This is a genomic window from Variovorax paradoxus, assembly GCA_016806145.1.
In the GTDB taxonomy this organism is placed as follows: Bacteria; Pseudomonadota; Gammaproteobacteria; order Burkholderiales; family Burkholderiaceae_C; genus Variovorax.
In genome coordinates this window covers 4,291,775-4,306,821 of the sequence record CP063166.1, presented here as the reverse complement: position 1 = coordinate 4,306,821, position 15,047 = coordinate 4,291,775, and the positions used below count along the sequence as shown (strand labels likewise).

The 15,047-nt window shown below is 70.3% G+C and carries 15 protein-coding genes; 1 reads left to right on the top strand and 14 read right to left on the bottom strand.

Going from position 1 to position 15,047, the window contains the following annotated elements; all coding sequences use genetic code 11:
* Nucleotides 1–137 precede the first annotated feature (137 nt).
* The 8 genes from INQ48_19985 to INQ48_19950 all read right to left on the bottom strand — a co-directional run bounded on the left by INQ48_19985 (nucleotide 138) and on the right by INQ48_19950 (nucleotide 8,049).
* A complete protein-coding gene (locus INQ48_19985; GenBank protein ID QRF55658.1) occupies nucleotides 138–1,031 on the bottom strand; it encodes a helix-turn-helix transcriptional regulator in 894 nt (297 codons plus the stop codon).
* Between the two features lie 146 nt (nucleotides 1,032–1,177).
* The gene (locus INQ48_19980; protein QRF55657.1) at nucleotides 1,178–2,203 is read right to left on the bottom strand and encodes a tripartite tricarboxylate transporter substrate binding protein; all 1,026 of its coding nucleotides are present in this window, start codon (nucleotides 2,201–2,203) and stop codon (nucleotides 1,178–1,180) included.
* 70 nt (nucleotides 2,204–2,273) lie between these two features.
* Nucleotides 2,274–3,185, bottom strand: a complete 912-nt coding sequence (locus tag INQ48_19975; GenBank protein ID QRF55656.1) for a CoA ester lyase — start codon at nucleotides 3,183–3,185, stop codon at nucleotides 2,274–2,276.
* A 27-nt stretch (nucleotides 3,186–3,212) separates the two neighbouring features.
* The gene (locus tag INQ48_19970; protein ID QRF55655.1) at nucleotides 3,213–4,457 is read right to left on the bottom strand and encodes a CoA transferase; all 1,245 of its coding nucleotides are present in this window, start codon (nucleotides 4,455–4,457) and stop codon (nucleotides 3,213–3,215) included.
* Nucleotides 4,454–4,945 (bottom strand): MaoC family dehydratase, encoded by a 492-nt coding sequence (locus tag INQ48_19965; GenBank protein QRF55654.1) that lies wholly within the window; start codon nucleotides 4,943–4,945, stop codon nucleotides 4,454–4,456. The genes INQ48_19970 and INQ48_19965 overlap by 4 nt, the downstream gene beginning before the upstream one ends.
* On the bottom strand, nucleotides 4,942–6,177 hold the full coding sequence (locus tag INQ48_19960; protein QRF55653.1) for an acyl-CoA dehydrogenase family protein: 1,236 nt from the start codon (nucleotides 6,175–6,177) through the stop codon (nucleotides 4,942–4,944). Before INQ48_19960 ends, INQ48_19965 begins: the two co-directional genes overlap by 4 nt.
* A gap of 4 nt (nucleotides 6,178–6,181) precedes the next feature.
* On the bottom strand, nucleotides 6,182–6,682 hold the full coding sequence (locus tag INQ48_19955) for a MaoC family dehydratase (GenBank protein ID QRF55652.1): 501 nt from the start codon (nucleotides 6,680–6,682) through the stop codon (nucleotides 6,182–6,184).
* Nucleotides 6,679–8,049 carry an MmgE/PrpD family protein gene (locus INQ48_19950; protein QRF55651.1) on the bottom strand — a complete coding sequence of 457 codons (1,371 nt, stop codon included), beginning with the start codon at nucleotides 8,047–8,049 and terminating at the stop codon, nucleotides 6,679–6,681. The genes INQ48_19955 and INQ48_19950 overlap by 4 nt, the downstream gene beginning before the upstream one ends.
* Nucleotides 8,050–8,197: 148 nt before the next feature.
* On the opposite strand from INQ48_19950, the gene INQ48_19945 reads away from it, so the two are divergent.
* Entirely contained in the window at nucleotides 8,198–9,094 is an 897-nt protein-coding gene (locus tag INQ48_19945) for a CoA ester lyase (GenBank protein QRF55650.1), read from the top strand.
* A gap of 9 nt (nucleotides 9,095–9,103) precedes the next feature.
* Here the strand turns inward: INQ48_19945 and INQ48_19940 are convergent, their stop codons facing one another.
* The 6 genes from INQ48_19940 to INQ48_19915 all read right to left on the bottom strand — a co-directional run bounded on the left by INQ48_19940 (nucleotide 9,104) and on the right by INQ48_19915 (nucleotide 14,904).
* A complete protein-coding gene (locus INQ48_19940) occupies nucleotides 9,104–9,841 on the bottom strand; it encodes a helix-turn-helix domain-containing protein (protein QRF55649.1) in 738 nt (245 codons plus the stop codon).
* 8 nt (nucleotides 9,842–9,849) lie between these two features.
* On the bottom strand, nucleotides 9,850–10,311 hold the full coding sequence (locus tag INQ48_19935) for a thioesterase domain-containing protein (GenBank protein QRF55648.1): 462 nt from the start codon (nucleotides 10,309–10,311) through the stop codon (nucleotides 9,850–9,852).
* A 222-nt stretch (nucleotides 10,312–10,533) separates the two neighbouring features.
* The gene (locus tag INQ48_19930) at nucleotides 10,534–11,568 is read right to left on the bottom strand and encodes a tripartite tricarboxylate transporter substrate binding protein (protein QRF55647.1); all 1,035 of its coding nucleotides are present in this window, start codon (nucleotides 11,566–11,568) and stop codon (nucleotides 10,534–10,536) included.
* A 37-nt stretch (nucleotides 11,569–11,605) separates the two neighbouring features.
* Nucleotides 11,606–13,030: a sensor histidine kinase N-terminal domain-containing protein gene (locus tag INQ48_19925; protein QRF55646.1), complete on the bottom strand. Its 1,425-nt coding sequence runs from the start codon at nucleotides 13,028–13,030 to the stop codon at nucleotides 11,606–11,608.
* A gap of 7 nt (nucleotides 13,031–13,037) precedes the next feature.
* Nucleotides 13,038–13,703 carry a response regulator gene (locus INQ48_19920; GenBank protein ID QRF55645.1) on the bottom strand — a complete coding sequence of 222 codons (666 nt, stop codon included), beginning with the start codon at nucleotides 13,701–13,703 and terminating at the stop codon, nucleotides 13,038–13,040.
* Nucleotides 13,704–13,872: 169 nt separating this feature from the next.
* Nucleotides 13,873–14,904: a tripartite tricarboxylate transporter substrate binding protein gene (locus tag INQ48_19915; GenBank protein QRF55644.1), complete on the bottom strand. Its 1,032-nt coding sequence runs from the start codon at nucleotides 14,902–14,904 to the stop codon at nucleotides 13,873–13,875.
* Nucleotides 14,905–15,047 lie beyond the last annotated feature (143 nt).

The window sequence follows — 15,047 nt, the reverse complement described above, 5'->3', positions numbered from 1 at the left end:
CTCGAACATCATCCGGAGAAGCCGGATGGCGAGGGCGATTCTTTCGAGCGAGGGGGCAGGCCGTCTCGGTCAATCCTGCGCGGCCGACAGCACGTTCTTGCTGCCGGGTCCGCGAAAGCGCGCGGTGGCGCGGTCCGCTACTGGCGCCGGGCCTGCCGGTAGACCTGTGGCGTCATGCCTTCTGTGCGGCGGAACAGCCGCGCGAGATGGCTGGAGTCGGAGAAGCCGCAGTCCATGGCGATCTGCAGGATGTTCTTGTCCGAGAAGGCCAGGTCGGCCTTGGCCAGCCGCAGCCGCGCCGCCACCAGGTGCGCATGCGGCGTGAGGCCGTAGCGCTGCTTGAAGCGGCGCGCGAAATGGAATTCGCTCATCTCGGCCAGGCGCGCGAGCCGCGCCACGCTCAGTGGCTCGTGCGGATGGCGCTCCACGTGGTCGAAGGCCGCCTGCAGGCCCTCGTGCGCCGGCGGCGCTTCGGCCCGGACCACGCGCCCGTAGCTGCGCAGCAGGTGCGCCACCAGCGACTGCGCGATGCCGTCGGCATACATGCGCCCGGCCGCGCCGTCGGCATCGAGCGCCGCCAGGAGTTGCGCGCCGAGCAGGCGGCCCACGTGGTCGTCGCGGTACAGCGGGCCGTCGCGCGGCTCGAAGTCGTCGAAGTCGATGCCGAAGCGGCGCGCGGTGGCGCGCAATTCGCCGAGCGAGAAATGGATGTGCAGCAGGTCGAAGGGGCTGGGCGATTCGAAGCCCGTGCGCTCGATGGTGCGCGAGTCGATCAGCCGCACGCTGCCGCCTTCGATCGGGCCGTCCCAGATCACCGTGTCGTCGACGCGCGAGCAGGCGTCCATCGGCAACAGCACCATCGAGAACATCATGAAGTCCTGCGAGGTCTCGATGTCGAACTGGAAGGGACCGCCGGTCTTGCGCGTCCAGCGCAGCACCGACACCCCGGTGGACGGCAGGTTCATCAGCGCGCCGGCACTGCGCAGACCCCACAGGTCTTCCATGTCGTTGAGGTCGCGCAGGGGCAGCATGAGGTGCGTTCGGGATGAGGCGGCAGGCGCCGAGGCAGTCGAAAGTGCGCGAATTCTCATGCATTTTCCGGGCCAGTCACCGGGGGGTAATCCCGGTCCGGCCGCTGCCCGCGGCATTCCCTCCGCATCCCGCGCAGCGCGCGCTGCTACTGCGCCTGCAGCCCGAGCTCCTTCGTCATCGCCTGGTAGGTGGGCCAGGTGCGCTGGATGAAGCGCTGCAGCTCGGCGCCCGTCAGCGGCGCTTCCTCCACGCCGAGCTGCGCCAGCACATTCTTGACGGCCTCCGACCTGGACGCCGATTCGCGGCAGGCATCGGCGACGCGGCGCACCACGTCGGCCGGAAGACCCGCGGGGCCCAGGATCATGTTGCACTCGGTGAGGTTCTCGAACGCGGGCCCGGTGAAGCCCTCGTCGGCCCAGGTCGGAATGCCGGGCAGCAGCTTTTCCGAGCGCCCGCCCGAGATCACCAGCACCGGCCGGAAGCTGCCTTTCTGGATCCCGGGGCCCAGGCCCGCCAGCGAGCCCGCGCCGATGTCGATGTTGCCCGCCATCAGGTCGAACACCATCGGGCCCGTGCCCTTGTAGTTCACGATGTCGAACCTGGCGCCGGTCTGCTTGGCGAGCTGGGTCATCATGATCTGCCAGCCCGAGCCGATGCCGTAGTTGCCCACCGACACCGGCCGCTGGCGCGCGAGCGCGAGCAGTTCCTTGAAGTTCTTCACCGGCAGGTCCTTCTTCACCACCATCGGCGACACGCCGGTGCTGAAGGCCGCGATCGGCACCAGGTCTTTCGAGGTGTCGAGCGGCACCTTCTTGAGCATCACCGGTGCCTGCGCGAGCTGGCTGTGCAGCGTGATGAGCAGGGTGTAGCCGTCCGCGGGGGAGCGCGCCACGTTGTCCGCCGCGATCATGCCGATGCCGCCGGGCTTGTTCTCCACCACCACCGCCTGGCCCAGGCTCGAGGTCATGTACTCGGCCACCGCGCGCGCGGTGGCGTCGTTGGACGAGCCGGGTGCCTGCGCGGCCACCAGCCGCACCGGCTTGGTGGGCCAGTCCTGCGCGAAGGCCAGCCGCGGCAGTGCGCCGGCGCCCAGCGCCAGGGCGGCCGCGAGCAGCTGCCGCCGGCGGGCGGCATCCAGGGGCAGGGACGGTTCGATCTTGTCTCGTTGCATTTGTTTGTCTCCTTCGGGTCGCTTCAGGTGACGCGGCTGCCGGCGGCAGCGCGTCCACGGGCACGCGCGCCTACATGCCGATGCGGTCGGCCCGCTCGACCAGGTTGCGCACGATGCGCACCGACGCGATGTCGATCATCTTTCCGTCGTACTGCACGGCGCCGAGGCCCTGCGCGAGGGCCTGGTCGTAGGCCTGGATCATGTCGCGCGCACGCGCGACGTCGGCGGCCGGCGGCGAGAAAGCTTCCTGCGCGAGCGCGACCTGCGAGGGATGGATGGCCCACTTGCCGACCATGCCGAGGATCATCGAGCGCCGGCATTCCTCGCGGAAGGCGTCGGGGTCCCTGAAGTCGGCGAAGGGGCCGTCGACCGCATCGATGCGGTGCGCGCGCGCGGCAATGGTCAGCTTGTGGCGCTGGTAGTGCCAGATGTCGCCGGGATAGCCGCTGGCGCCGCCGATGTCGCGCAGCGAGATGCCCTGGCTCGCCGAGTAGTCGCCCATGCCGAAGATCAGGCACTCGAGCCGCGGCGTGGAGGCCGCGATCTCCTCGACCTGCATCATGGCCTCGACCTCCTCGATCAGCACGTCGATGCCGATGCGTTTCTTCATGCCGAGCTTCTTCTCCATCATCGACAGCAGCTTGTCGACGAACTGCACGTCGGCCGCGCTCGTCGCCTTGGGCAGCATGATCACGTCGAGGTTCTCGCGCGCGCCCTCGACCACCTCGATGATGTCCTCGTAGGCGTACTCGGTCGTCAGGTCGTTGATGCGCACGCAGCGCGTGGTGCGGCCCCAGTCGAGGCTGTTGAGCGCGTGCACGATCTTCGCGCGCGCGGGGCGTTTCTCCGACGGCGCGACCGCATCCTCGAGATCGAGGAAGACGAAATCGACGTCCATGCCGGCGGCTTTCTGCATCATCTTCTCGCTCGAGCCGGGCACGGACAGCTGGCAGCGGCGCAATCTCTGGGGTCGTTCTTGCATGGAACTCGTCTCCTTCGGGCAGTGGTTTCAGTGGATGACGTGGTCGGCGCGCAGCGCCGCGATCTCGGCCGGCGCGAAGCCGAAGCCCTGGAGCACCGCGTCGCTGTGCTCGCCGGTGAGCGGGGCGCGCCGGTGCACGCCGCCGGGCGTGTCGCTCATGTGGACCGGCGTGCCGGCCACGGTCAGCGCGCGCGCGGCGCCCGGCTGCTCGGTCTCCACCAGCATCCCGCGCGCGCGGAAATGCGCGTCCTCGAAGATGTCCTGGGCATCGAACACCGGGCCGAACGGAATCTCGGCGCCGAGCAGCGACGACAGCTCGGCCTTGGTGTGGCGCGCGGTCCATTCGCCGACCAGGGCCTCGACTTCGGCGCGGTGCGCCATGCGCGCCTCGTTGCTCGCGTAGCGCGGATCGCTCGCGAGCTCGGGCCGGCCCATGCGCTGCACCAGCGGCACCCAGAAGCGGTCGTTGGGCACGCCGAGGCTCACGTGGCCGTCCTTCGCGGGGAACAGTCCGAACGGACACAGCAGCGGGTGGCCGTTGCCCTCGGGGCCCGGCGACTCGTGCGAGGCGCTGTACTGGTAGACCAGCCGCTCGCAGATCGCCAGCACCGCATCGACCATCGACACGTCGACGAATTGGCCGCGCCCGGTGCGCTGCGCTCGCCAGCAGGCCGAGGCGATGCCGAAGGCGAGGAATGTCGCGGGCACCAGGTCGCCGACGCCCGGTCCGATCTTGGTCGGCGCACCCGCGGGCACCGGGCCGGTGATGCCCATGATGCCGCCCATGGCCTGCGCGACCGGGTCGTAGGCCGGCCAGTCCGCGTAGGGGCTCCGGCCGCTGCGCGGATCGCCGAAGCCGCGCATCGCGGCATAGACCAGCCGCGGGTTCTCGGCGATCAGCGCCTCGTAGCCCAGGCCCAGCCGTTCCATCACGCCGCAGCGGTAGTTCTCGACCAGCACGTCGGCGCCGCGCACCATGCGCAGCAGCGCGGCCTTGCCGGCGGGCTGCTTGAGGTCGAGCGCGAGCGACTGCTTGTTGCGGTTGATCGAGGCGAAGTAGCCACCGAAACCGCCTTCGGCGATGGTCAGCGCGCCGGGCAGGTGCGGGCCGGTCCGGCGCGTGGGGTCGCCGCCGGGCGGCTCGATCTTCACCACGCGCGCGCCCTGGTCGGCCAGCATCATGGTGGCGTAGGGGCCGGCCAGCATGCGCGTGAGGTCGAGCACGACCAGGCCTTCGAGCGCGCCGGTGGCGGCGGGGGCAGCCTGCGTCACCGGCCCGCCCAATGGCTCTTTCGCTTGAGCAGCACGGTGCGCTCGGCCTCGACGCAGAGCTTGTCGTCCTGGTTCAGGCCGTAGTGCCGGAAGCGCACGATGCCGGCGTCGTCGCGGTCGGCCGCGCGCGCTTCCAGCACCTCGCTGTAGGCATAGAGCGTGTCGCCATGGAACACCGGGTGCGACAGGCGGATCCTGTCGAGCGCCAGTTCCTGCAGGCATTGCTCGGCCGTGTCCTGGGCCGCGAGCCCGAGCACCATCGACAGGTTGATGCCGCCGAACACCACGCGCTGCGCGAAGATGCCGCGCGCATCCTGCTTCTTCATCGCGTCCTCGTTGAAATGGCCCTCGGCGGTGTTCATCACCAGGTTGGTGAGCAGCACGTTGTCCATCTCGGTCACGGTCTTGCCGCGGTGATGGCGCAGCAGCAGGCCGACCTCGAAGTCCTCGAAGTAGTTGTCGGCGCTGGTGAGTTCGGCGCTTCTCATGCCGCGCCGCCTTTCTGCGCCACGGCCGCGAAGGCGCGCCCGGCGATCATGGCCTCGACCTCCGACTTGCCCAGCAGGCTGGTCGCGATGATGCGCTGCTGGATTTCCGAGGTGCCCTCGAAGATCTTCGTGAGCCGCGCGTCGCGCCAGTAGCGTTCGACCGGGAACAGCTTGGTGTAGCCCGCGCCGCCGAAGATCTGCATCGCCTCGGAGGTCACGCGCTCTGCCATCTCGGAGGCGAAGTACTTCGCCATCGAGGCTTCCTTGTCGCAGCGCCGTCCGCTGTCGATCGCGCTGCAGACGAAGTGCATGAGCTGGCGCGCCGCCTCGATCTCGGTCGCCATGGTGGCGATCTTGAAGCGAATCGCCTGGTACTCGGCGATCGGCATGCCGAACTGCTTTCGCTCGCCCGCATAGGCGATGGCGTCCTCGAGCGCACCCTGGGCCAGGCCGATGGCACGCGCGGCCGTGTGGGCGCGCGCGCCTTCCAGGCCCTTGGTCATCAGGTGGAAGGCCTTGCCTTCCTCGCCGATCAGGCAGTCCGCCGGCACGCGCAGGCCGTCGAGCGCGAGCTCGAAGGTCTTCCAGCCGAAGTAACCGATCTTGGGAATCGGCGCGCCGGTCATGCCCTTCGGAAAGCTGCCGCGCTCCTTCTCGATCAGGAAGCAGGAGATGCCGAGCCAGCGCTTGTCGGAGTTGGGCGGCGGCGCGGTGCGCGCAAACAGCGTGATGTAGTCGGCGCCGTCCGCGAAGGTGCACCAGTACTTGTTGCCGGTGATCACCCACTCGTCGCCGTCGCGCACCGCGCGGCAGGAGATCGAGGCCAAGTCGGAGCCGGTGTCGGGCTCGGACAGCGCGCTCGCGTTGAGGAACTCGCCGCGCACCACGCGCGGCAGGTACCTGGCGCGCATCTCCTCGGGCATGGCGGCCTTGATCCAGCCGCCCTGGGCGCGCGCGACGATCGAGGCGACCGACATCCAGCCGCGCGCCAGTTCCTCGCAGATCAGGCAGTACTCGAAGTAGCCGAGCCCGAGGCCGCCGTACTGCTCGGGAATCATGATCCCGAAGTAGCCCATGTCGGCGATCTTTTGGCGCAGTTCCATCGGGATCTCGCCCTCCGGGCCGTCGAGCCTGTTGGCGACCGGCAGCACCTCCTTCATCGTGAATTCGCGCGCCGCGTCGCGGATCATGCGACGCTCTTGCGTCATGTAGCCCAGACCATCTTCCGACATCGTTTCAGTTCCTCGTTTTGACCAGGTTCGTGCGCTTGAAGGCGATGACCTCCTCGCCGCGTTGGTTGCTGCCGCGCGTGTGCCAGGTGACGATGCCGTAGCCCGGGCGGTTGCTCGCCAGGCGCGCGGCCACCACCTCGGAGCGGGCCTCGAGCGTGTCGCCCGGATAGACGGGCCGCAGGTAGCTGAGCTCGTCCACGCCGAGGAAGGGACCGCCGCCCTCGGACAGGTCTTCCACCGACAGGCCGAACACCGTGTTGAACACCAGCAGCGGATTGACCGGCGTGGTCGGGTGGCCATGGGCCTGGGCGAAGGCCTCGTTGGTGTAGTGCGGGTTGTAGTGCAGCGTCAGCGTCGAGAACAGCGTGTTGTCGGCGGCCGTGACCGTGCGGCCCCAGTGGTGCGCGAAGCGGCGGCTGATGTCGAAATCCTCGTACCGGTTGCCGCGTGTCCTGGGCCTGGCCTCGGCCTTCAGGCGTTGGACCGTGATGTCGTTGGGCGTCATTGAATCGCTTCGATCAGGGAGTGGAGGTGGGGGGAGGTGGGGAGCGCCGCGACCGCCTGCGCCAGCCGCTCGAAGCGCGCGGCGCCGATCACCGGCTCGGCGATCGCGCGCGCCTTGGCGTGCAGGCGTTGCCATTGCGCATCGAGGTCGGGGGCGGGGATGGCGACGTTGGCCTGCGCGCTCAGCACGCGGCCATCGCGCGTGCGCAGGGTGGCGGTCGCGGTGTCGCGCTGTTGCGTGTCGGCGACCTCTAGCGTCACGCGCTCGCGCGCCTGGCGCCAGCGCGGATTGCTTGCCGTCTCGTCGGTGTAGAGACCGAGTGCCGCGGTGTCGGCGCCGTCCAGCGCCAGCGCGGCCAGGTGGCGGATCGAGAACTTGACCTCGAGCCCGGTCGCCGGTGCCTCGATGTCGCAGACGCCGCGATGGTTGCCTTCGCCCGAGACCGTCAGCGTCATCGTTTCCATGTCGTCGAGACCGACGCCGTGGCGCGCGCGCAGTTCGCGGATGGCCTCGATCGACGAGTGCGTGAGGTAGCAGGCGGCGTGGTACTTGAACAGCGTGCGCTCGATCGCGAAGCCGGGCGTGGTGTCGATGGTGGCGGGGAAGGGGTTGAGCTCCGGCGCCAGCGTGCGCGCGAAGCCCTGAGCACCCTCGATCGCCTGTTCGTTCGCGGTGAAGCCGCGCGCCGCGAGCTGCGCGGCCATCAGCCCGTTCATCGCGGCCTTGCCCGCGTGCAGCGGCTTGGCCATGGTGCCGAACATCGACTTGAGTCCGGCGGCCTGGGTGGCCGCGAGGCCCAGTGCATGCGCGGTGCGCGACGGGTCGAGCGCTTGCAGGTGGGCACAGGCAGCCGCGGCGCCCAGCGTGCCGACGGTGCCGGTCGCATGGAAGCCGTGGCGGTAGTGGCTCGGCCCCACCATCTCGCCGACGCGGCTCTCGATCTCGTGGCCGACCACCACCGCCTGCAGCAGCGCGAGGCCGGAAGCGCCGCGCGCCTGTGCCAGCGCCAGCGCCGCGGGCACCACCGGCACGCTGGGATGGCCGAACATGCGCGAGGCCACGTCGTCGAAGTCGAGCGCATGGCCGGCGGCGCCGTTGATCAGCGCGGCGTCCAGCGGCCGCGCACGGCGGCCGCTCGCGATCAGCGAGGAGGCTTCATCGCCGCTGCCGCCGTATTCCTCCGCGAGCATCTGCACCAGCGGTTCGCTGCTGCCGGCGATGGTCACGGCGAGCCAGTCGAGCATCACATGCCGTGCCCATTCGAGTGCCAGCGGCGTGATCGTTGCCCGCGCGCTGTCGCCGATCCATTCGGCCAGCAGCCGCGTGGCCTCCACGTCCTTCGTCACGCCGGTGTGCGCTTCGCTCATCTTCTTTCCTGCCGTCTGGTTGTCTCGTTCGCTGAAGTATCTGAGCGTGCGTCGGCCAAAAGCATCATGGATGTGATGGTTGATGAAGCGCGAGAACCATCACATATGCGATGGAAGGCACGCGAGCGAATCGGCAGACTGCACGCCCATGAATGCACTTCAGCACCCACCGCGCCGCTCGGCGCTCTACGTTCCGGCTTCCAATCCACGCGCCCTCGCCAAGGTCGGCGGCCTCGATGCCGATGCCGTCGTCTTCGACCTCGAAGATGCCGTCGCTCCCGAGATGAAGGAGGCGGCGCGCGGCCACCTGCTGCAGGTCTTCGAGGCCGGACGGTCCGGGCCGCAGTACAGGGTGGTCCGCATCAACGCCATCGGCAGCGCGGACTTCGATGCCGACATGCGCACCGTGGCGCGCTGCCGTCCCGACGCGTTGCTGGTGCCCAAGATCGGCAGCGCGAACGACGTGCGCTTCCTGTCGGAGGCCGCGCTGCGCCATGGCCTGGGCGCTGAACTGCGGCTATGGCTGATGGTCGAGACGGCCGATGCGCTCGCGGCGCTCGACGACATCGTGCGTGCCGGCCTGGGCGCGCGGCCGTGGCTCGAGGCGCTCGTGGTCGGCACCAACGATCTCGCGAAGGAAACCGGCGTGTTCGCGGGCGATGGGCGGCGCTACCTCATGCCCTGGCTCATGAATGTCGTGCTCAATGCGAAGCGGCACGGCGTCTGCGTGCTCGACGGCGTCTGGAACGACTTCGCCGATACCGCGGGCTTCGATGCGGAGGCGATTCAGTCGGCGCGCATGGCCTTCGACGGCAAGACGCTGATCCATCCTTCGCAGATCGCGCCGGCGAACGCGGCCTTCTCTCCGTCGGCGACGGCGCTCGAGGAGGCCCGGGCGATCGTCGCGGCCTTCGAGCTGCCCCGCCATGCGGGTGCGGGCGTCATCAACCTCGAGGGCCGGATGGTCGAGCGGCTGCACCTCGCGCAGGCGCAGCGCCTGCTGGCCGTGCAGGCGGCGATCGAATTGCGCGGCGAGGGCCGCTGAGCGCCGCGCTCAGCAGTTGCCGGCGGCGGCCAGCAGCGCGGGCAGCAGTTGCCGGCGCCGCTGGTGCAGCCGATCGACCGGCGCACCGATCCCGATCGCCAGCCGCTGGCCGCGGATCTTGGTGGGGATCAGGGTGGCGATCACGCCCGCGCCCGAGGTCGCGAGGTTGGCCGATTCGTACCAGCCCTGTTCGCGCGCCTGCTCGACTGCGCGAAGGGTCTGCGCGATCCGCGCGATCGGGCCGCTCTTGCCGCGCTCGGCGTTGTAGCGCCGCAGCAGCAGCTCGATCTGCTCGTCCTTCATCTCGCTCAGTAGCATGATGCCGATGGCGGCGTGGTGCATCGGCCGCTTCACGCCTGGCGAGGGCGAGAAGCGCAGCGCGTGCTGCGACTGGATCACCGAGATGTACTGCATCGAGAGACCGCTCTTGCGGCCGAGCAGCACCGACTCGCCGGTCTCGCTGGCCAGGCGGCGCAGCGTGTCATGGATGGTCTCGCGCTGGCCCGGCATGTGCGTGGCCCATTCGCAGAGGAACGCGACCCGCACCGACGGGCAGTAGCTGCGCGTCGCGCGCTCGTATTCCATGTAGCCCTGGCTGGCCAGGGTCTTGAGCAACATCGACACGCTCGATTGCGGCGCGCCCAGCTTCTGCACGATCTCCGCCACGCGCAGCGGCCGCTGTTCGGCCTCGAACAGCTCGAGCAGTTCGAAGACCCGCACCGCGGATTTCACGAGGGTGTTCTGCATGGCGGCTGCTATGCGGCTTGCTCCGGTGGTGGCCGCAGCGCCACGAATTCGCCGGTCAGCCGCCCCACGACCTGCCCGCCGAACTCGAGCTGCGACGACACCGAGATCCGCGCCTTGCCCTTGCGCGCCAGCATGCGCGCGAACTGCGGCCATTGCGTGGGCTCGTCGAAGGCCGAGCGCGCGACGAAGTCGCCCTCGATCGGCAGGTCGTAGGCCATGGTGTTGCGCTGGATCACGAGCCGGCTGGCCAGGCCCTCGGCCGTCAGCCGCGTGTTGAGCAGCGACCAGGCCGCGAGGATCGCGACCGCCGAGGCGCTGCCGCCGAACACGGTGTCGCGGTGGTTGATGTTGGGCGCGAGCGGTGCGCGCAGCACCACTTCATGCGACGCCACCGAATCGACGGACACGGCCATGGCCTTCGAGAGGGGGATGTGGTCGTGGAGGTAGGTTTGCAGTTCCGCGGGGGTCAAGACTTCTCCTGGTTCGAAGGATGTATCGCCTTCGGTGGATCGACGCGGCACGTCCCCCACGCCAGACTTCGCGGCAAAGGAAGGAACACCATGGACCTCGACACCACCATCGATTGGCTGACCATCATCTCGATTGTCACGGGGGCGCTGTTCGTGCTGCTGCTCGTCATCTCGAAGGCAAGGAAGAAGGGCAAGTAGGCCCCCTCGAGGGCCGGTTCTGCATCAAGGATTCCACCGCCGCAGCCCCAACGCCTCGGCCTGCTGCCGATAAACCTGGATGCGTTCCCGCACATAGGCATCGAGCGCGGGCCCCGTGAGCGCGAAGGGATAGAGCCCATGCCGCTCGCGCAGCGCAGCATAGCCGGGCGCGGCCATGGCCTCCTCGAAAGCGGCGGTCCAGGCGCGCAGCGCGGCGTCGGGCACGTCGGCGCTGATGTAGAGGCCGCGCACGGTGGGCCACACGAGGTCCACGCCCTGTTCGCGCGCGGTCGGCACGCCCGCGAGCGCACCGCCGAGCCGCGCTTCCGACAGCACGGCGAGCAGGCGCACGGCGGTGCCGCCGGCCATGGCCTGCAGCGCCTCGGCGGCGTCGCCCGCGAACACGTCGACATGGCGGCCCTGCAGCGCGCCGAGCGCATCGCCGCCGCCCTCGAAGGAGACGAAGCGCATCGCGCGGTGGTCGCCGCCGGCGGCGCGCACGAGCAGCGCGGCCTTCACCCAGTCCTGGCTGCCGACGGTGCCGCCGGCGCCGAACACGATGCGCGACGGCGACTGGCGCAGCGCGGCCATCAGCTCGCGCAGGCTGCGGTAGGGCGAATCGCGGTGCACCACGACCACGCCATAGTCGGTGCCGAGCGCGGCGACCCAGCGCACGGCGCTGGTCGGATGCGGGCCGAAGCGGCCCTGCGCGAGGTTGAGCAACGAACCGCTCGAGAACGCGACCAGCGTGCCCGGGCCGCCGAGGCGGCCGGTGGCGATGCGGTCGAAGGCGACGGCGCCGATGCCGCCCGGCAGGAAGCGCTGCGCGAGCGGCGCGCGCGCGGGGCGCACGGCCTGCAGCGCGTCGCGCGCGAGCGCGCAGGTGAGGGCGAAGCCGCCGCCGGCCTTGGCGGGAATGATGCATTCGGCCGCGGCCTGCGACGGATCGGCCGGATCGAGCTGCGGCGCGGCGAAGGCACGCGCGATGCCGGCGGGCAGCAGCAGCGCCGAGAGTGCGCGCAGGGCCTGGCGTCGAGGAGGGGCGGTGCGGGTCGGCATGGCGAAGGGAGGGCGATGCGAGGCGGCGGCAACGCGCTCAGGCGCTGCCGGGTCGCGGCCACCAGATGATGGCATGCAGCCCGCTGCCGCCTTCGCGCGCCTCGAGCCGCAATTCGCCGCCGTGGCGCTGCGCGATCGAGCGCGCGATGGCCAGGCCGAGCCCGAAGCCGCCCTTGCCGGCGCGCGCGCCGCGTCGGAAGCGCTGGCCGAGCTGGGCGCGCTCCTCCTCGCCGAGGCCGGGGCCGTCGTCCTCGACATTGAGGCTCCAGCCGGCCGCGTCGCCGGCCGCGAACACGGTGATGGTGCCCGCGTCCGGCGTGTAGGCGATCGCGTTGGCGACAAGGTTGGTGAGCGCCTCGCGCAGCAGCGCGCGGTCGGCCACCGCGAGGAGCGCAGGCTCCGCGGTCTCCTCGGGCGCATGGATGCCGAGGTCGATGCGCTTGGCGCGCGCCCGCGGCAGCAGGTCGACAGCGACCTCGCGCAGCAGCCCGGCGAGTTCGAACGCGGCCGGCGCCACGGCCACGGTGTCGCTGCGGCCCAGCGCCAGCAGCTGCTGCGCGCTGCGCGTGGCGCGGCCGATCTCGGTGCCGAGCGCGTCGAGCGCGGCGCGCACCTGCAGCGGATCGTGCTGGCGCTGCGCGTAGTCGGCCTGCATCTGCAGGGTGGTCAGGTGGGTGCGCAGCTGGTGCGAGGCATCGTCGAGGAACTGCCGCTGCTGCGCCACCAGGTCCTGCGTGCGCGACATCTGGCGGTTGACCGCGGCCACCAGCGGCCGCACGTCTGCGGGCAGGTCGGCGTCGGCGATGCGCGTGAGGTCGTCGGGCTTGCGTGCCTCGACCTCGCGCGCGAGGCGCGACAGCGGCCGCAGCGCCGCCGCCAGCGCGGCACCGGTGCCGAACACCAGCAGCGCGAGCACCAGCGCATCGCGCAGCGCCGCGCTGCGCACGAAGCGCGCGCTGAAGGCCTGGCGCGAGCGCGTGCTCTCGCCGACCTGGATCAGCACGCTGCGCCCGGCGCTGCCGGCGGGCGCGCGGTCGAGCTCGCGCCGGTAGGCCGCGAGCCGCACGGCCTCGCCGAAGTACTCGGCGTCGTAGAAGGCCGGCACGCCGAGCGCGAGCGAGGCGGGCGGCGCGGGCAGGTCGGCGCTGCCGAGCTCCACCAGCCCGTCGGAGGTGGCGACGCGAAAGAACACCTGGCCGCTGGCCGTGAGTTCGAAGAACTCGAACATGGTGTAGGGCAGCTCGACCGAGAGCCCGCCCGAGGCGGTCGAGATGTTGGCGTCGATGGACTTGAGCGCGCCGAGCAGCGAGCGGTCGTAGGCCGCGTTGGCCGATTCGAGCGCATCGTGCCGCGTGCGCCACAGCTCGATGCCGGTGACGGCGACCAGCGCGGGCAGCAGCAGCAGCGCGAGCCGCTGCCAGAGGCTGGCGCGGCGCAGCCAGGCGACCGAGCGACGCACCATGCCGCCTTCAGTCCGCCTCGAGCACGTAGCCCAGGCCGCGCAGCGTGACGATGCGCACGCCGCGGCCGTCCAGCCGCTTGCGCAGCCGGTAGACCAGCACCTCGACGGCCTCGGGATGGACCTCCTCGTCGTCGGAGAACACGCGCTCGAGGATCTGCTGCTTCGACAGCGGCTCGCCGCTGCGCTGCACCAGCACGCGCAGCACCGCGAGCTCGCGCGGCGACAGCGCGAGCGCCTCGCCGGCCAGCGTGAACTGCCGCCGCGCGCCGTCGTACACCAGCGGCCCGCAGGCCAGCCGCGGATGCTCGACGCCGCGCGCGCGGCGCACCAGCGCATGCAGCCGGGCCTCGAGCTCGGCCAGCGCGAAGGGCTTGGCGAGGAAGTCGTCGGCGCCGGCATTGAGCGCGCTCACGCGCTCGTCGAGCGAATCGCGCGCCGTGAGGATCAGCGCGGGCAGCCGCTGGTCGCGCTCGCGCAGCCGCTGCAGCACCGCATGGCCGTCGAGCCCGGGCAGGCCGAGGTCGAGCACCAGCGCATCGTGGTCGCGCTGCTGCAGCGCGCGGTCGGCCAGCCGGCCGTCGTCCACCCATTCGACCTGGATGCCCGCATGCTCGAGCGCCTTGCTGAGCCAGGTGCCCAGGGTGTGTTCGTCTTCGGCCAGCAGGATGCGCATGGGGCGTGATGCTAGAGCCTGAACGCGGGATCGGACAGCCGAACGCAGAAGTCGCGAAGGTTTCGCGGAAGACGCGGAAAAGAAGGGTCCGAGAAATCTCTTTTGAATCCTTCTGCGACTTCTGCGCAGCTTTTGTATTTCTTCTGCGTTCGGCTGCCCGTTCCCGCTTTCAGTCGGGCTTGATGCCCGCCCGCGCGATCACCTTCTGCCAGCGCCCCTGCTCGCTCGCGATGAACTGCGCGAACTGCTCGGGCGTGCCGCCGACGGCCTCGGCCGCGTCGCCCGTGAGGCGGCGCATCGACTCGGGCGCCTTGACCGCGTTCATGGTCTCGGCCGAGAGCTTGGCGAGCTGGGCCGGCGTGATGCTGGCGGGCGCGAGCATGCCGTACCACTGCGTCATCTCGAAGCCCGGGAAGCCCTGCTCGGCCACGGTCGGCACGTCGGGCAGCTGGGCCAGCCGCCTGGCCGAGCCAGTGGCGATGCAACGCACCTTGCCGGCCTTGATGAAGGGAATGACCGCCGCCGCGCCGATGGCCGAGGCGTCGAGCCGGCCCGAGAGCAGGTCGGTCACCATCGGGCCGGTGCCGCGATAGGGCACGTGCAGCATGAAGACCTCGGAGGTCATCTTCAGGTATTCGAAGGCGAGGTGGCCCGCGCTGCCGTTGCCGGCCGAGCCGTAGCTGAGCTTGCCGGGCTTGCTCTTGGCATAGGCGATGAACTCCTTGAGGTTCTTCGCCGGCACGTCGGGATGCACCACGTAGAGGCTGGGCACCTTGGCCAGCAGGCTCACGGGCTTGAAGTCCTTGTTCGCGTCGTAGGGCAGCTTGGCGAAGATGTACGGGTTGACCGCCAGCGTGCCGATGTGGCCGAGGATCAGCGTGTGCTGGTCGGTGCTGCGCGCCACCTCGCTCATGGCGATGTTGCCGGCCGCGCCGGGCTTGTTGTCGACGAACACGTTCTGGCCCAGCGTGCGCGACAGCTCGACCGCGGTCGAGCGCGCCACGATCTCCGAGCTGCCGCCCGGCGCGAAGGGCACGACGAAGCGCACCGCCTTGTTGGGCCAGGGGTCGTCGGCGCGGGCGATGCCGGCGAAGCCCGGCAGCAGGCCGCCGAGCGCGAGCGCGCTGCCCGACTGCAGCCCGGATCGCAACCATTGGCGGCGGGTGGGCGAACCCAGGTCGTGGGGAAGTTCGAGGCGCATCGGTCTTGTCTCCGTGGTTTTTTCAGAAGGCCGCATGGTGCCTGGGGCTGGCTGTCGGAATGCTGTCAGTGCCGTGGACCGATGGCCGGGGCGGCGGGTTGGCATGTAGTTCTTACTAACTCATTCCGTTTGCGCGGTATGTG

Bases quoted from the DNA above. Each gene is read 5' to 3' on its own strand.
- INQ48_19985 (QRF55658.1), bottom strand. From the start codon at position 1,031: ATGCTGCCCCTGCGCGACCTCAACGACATGGAAGACCTGTGGGGTCTG.
- INQ48_19980 (QRF55657.1), bottom strand. From the start codon at position 2,203: ATGCAACGAGACAAGATCGAACCGTCCCTGCCCCTGGATGCCGCCCGC.
- INQ48_19975 (QRF55656.1), bottom strand. From the start codon at position 3,185: ATGCAAGAACGACCCCAGAGATTGCGCCGCTGCCAGCTGTCCGTGCCC.
- INQ48_19965 (QRF55654.1), bottom strand. From the start codon at position 4,945: ATGAGAAGCGCCGAACTCACCAGCGCCGACAACTACTTCGAGGACTTC.
- INQ48_19960 (QRF55653.1), bottom strand. From the start codon at position 6,177: ATGTCGGAAGATGGTCTGGGCTACATGACGCAAGAGCGTCGCATGATC.
- INQ48_19955 (QRF55652.1), bottom strand. From the start codon at position 6,682: ATGACGCCCAACGACATCACGGTCCAACGCCTGAAGGCCGAGGCCAGG.
- INQ48_19950 (QRF55651.1), bottom strand. From the start codon at position 8,049: ATGAGCGAAGCGCACACCGGCGTGACGAAGGACGTGGAGGCCACGCGG.
- INQ48_19945 (QRF55650.1), top strand. From the start codon at position 8,198: ATGAATGCACTTCAGCACCCACCGCGCCGCTCGGCGCTCTACGTTCCG.
- INQ48_19940 (QRF55649.1), bottom strand. From the start codon at position 9,841: ATGCAGAACACCCTCGTGAAATCCGCGGTGCGGGTCTTCGAACTGCTC.
- INQ48_19930 (QRF55647.1), bottom strand. From the start codon at position 11,568: ATGCCGACCCGCACCGCCCCTCCTCGACGCCAGGCCCTGCGCGCACTC.
- INQ48_19925 (QRF55646.1), bottom strand. From the start codon at position 13,030: ATGGTGCGTCGCTCGGTCGCCTGGCTGCGCCGCGCCAGCCTCTGGCAG.
- INQ48_19920 (QRF55645.1), bottom strand. From the start codon at position 13,703: ATGCGCATCCTGCTGGCCGAAGACGAACACACCCTGGGCACCTGGCTC.
- INQ48_19915 (QRF55644.1), bottom strand. From the start codon at position 14,904: ATGCGCCTCGAACTTCCCCACGACCTGGGTTCGCCCACCCGCCGCCAA.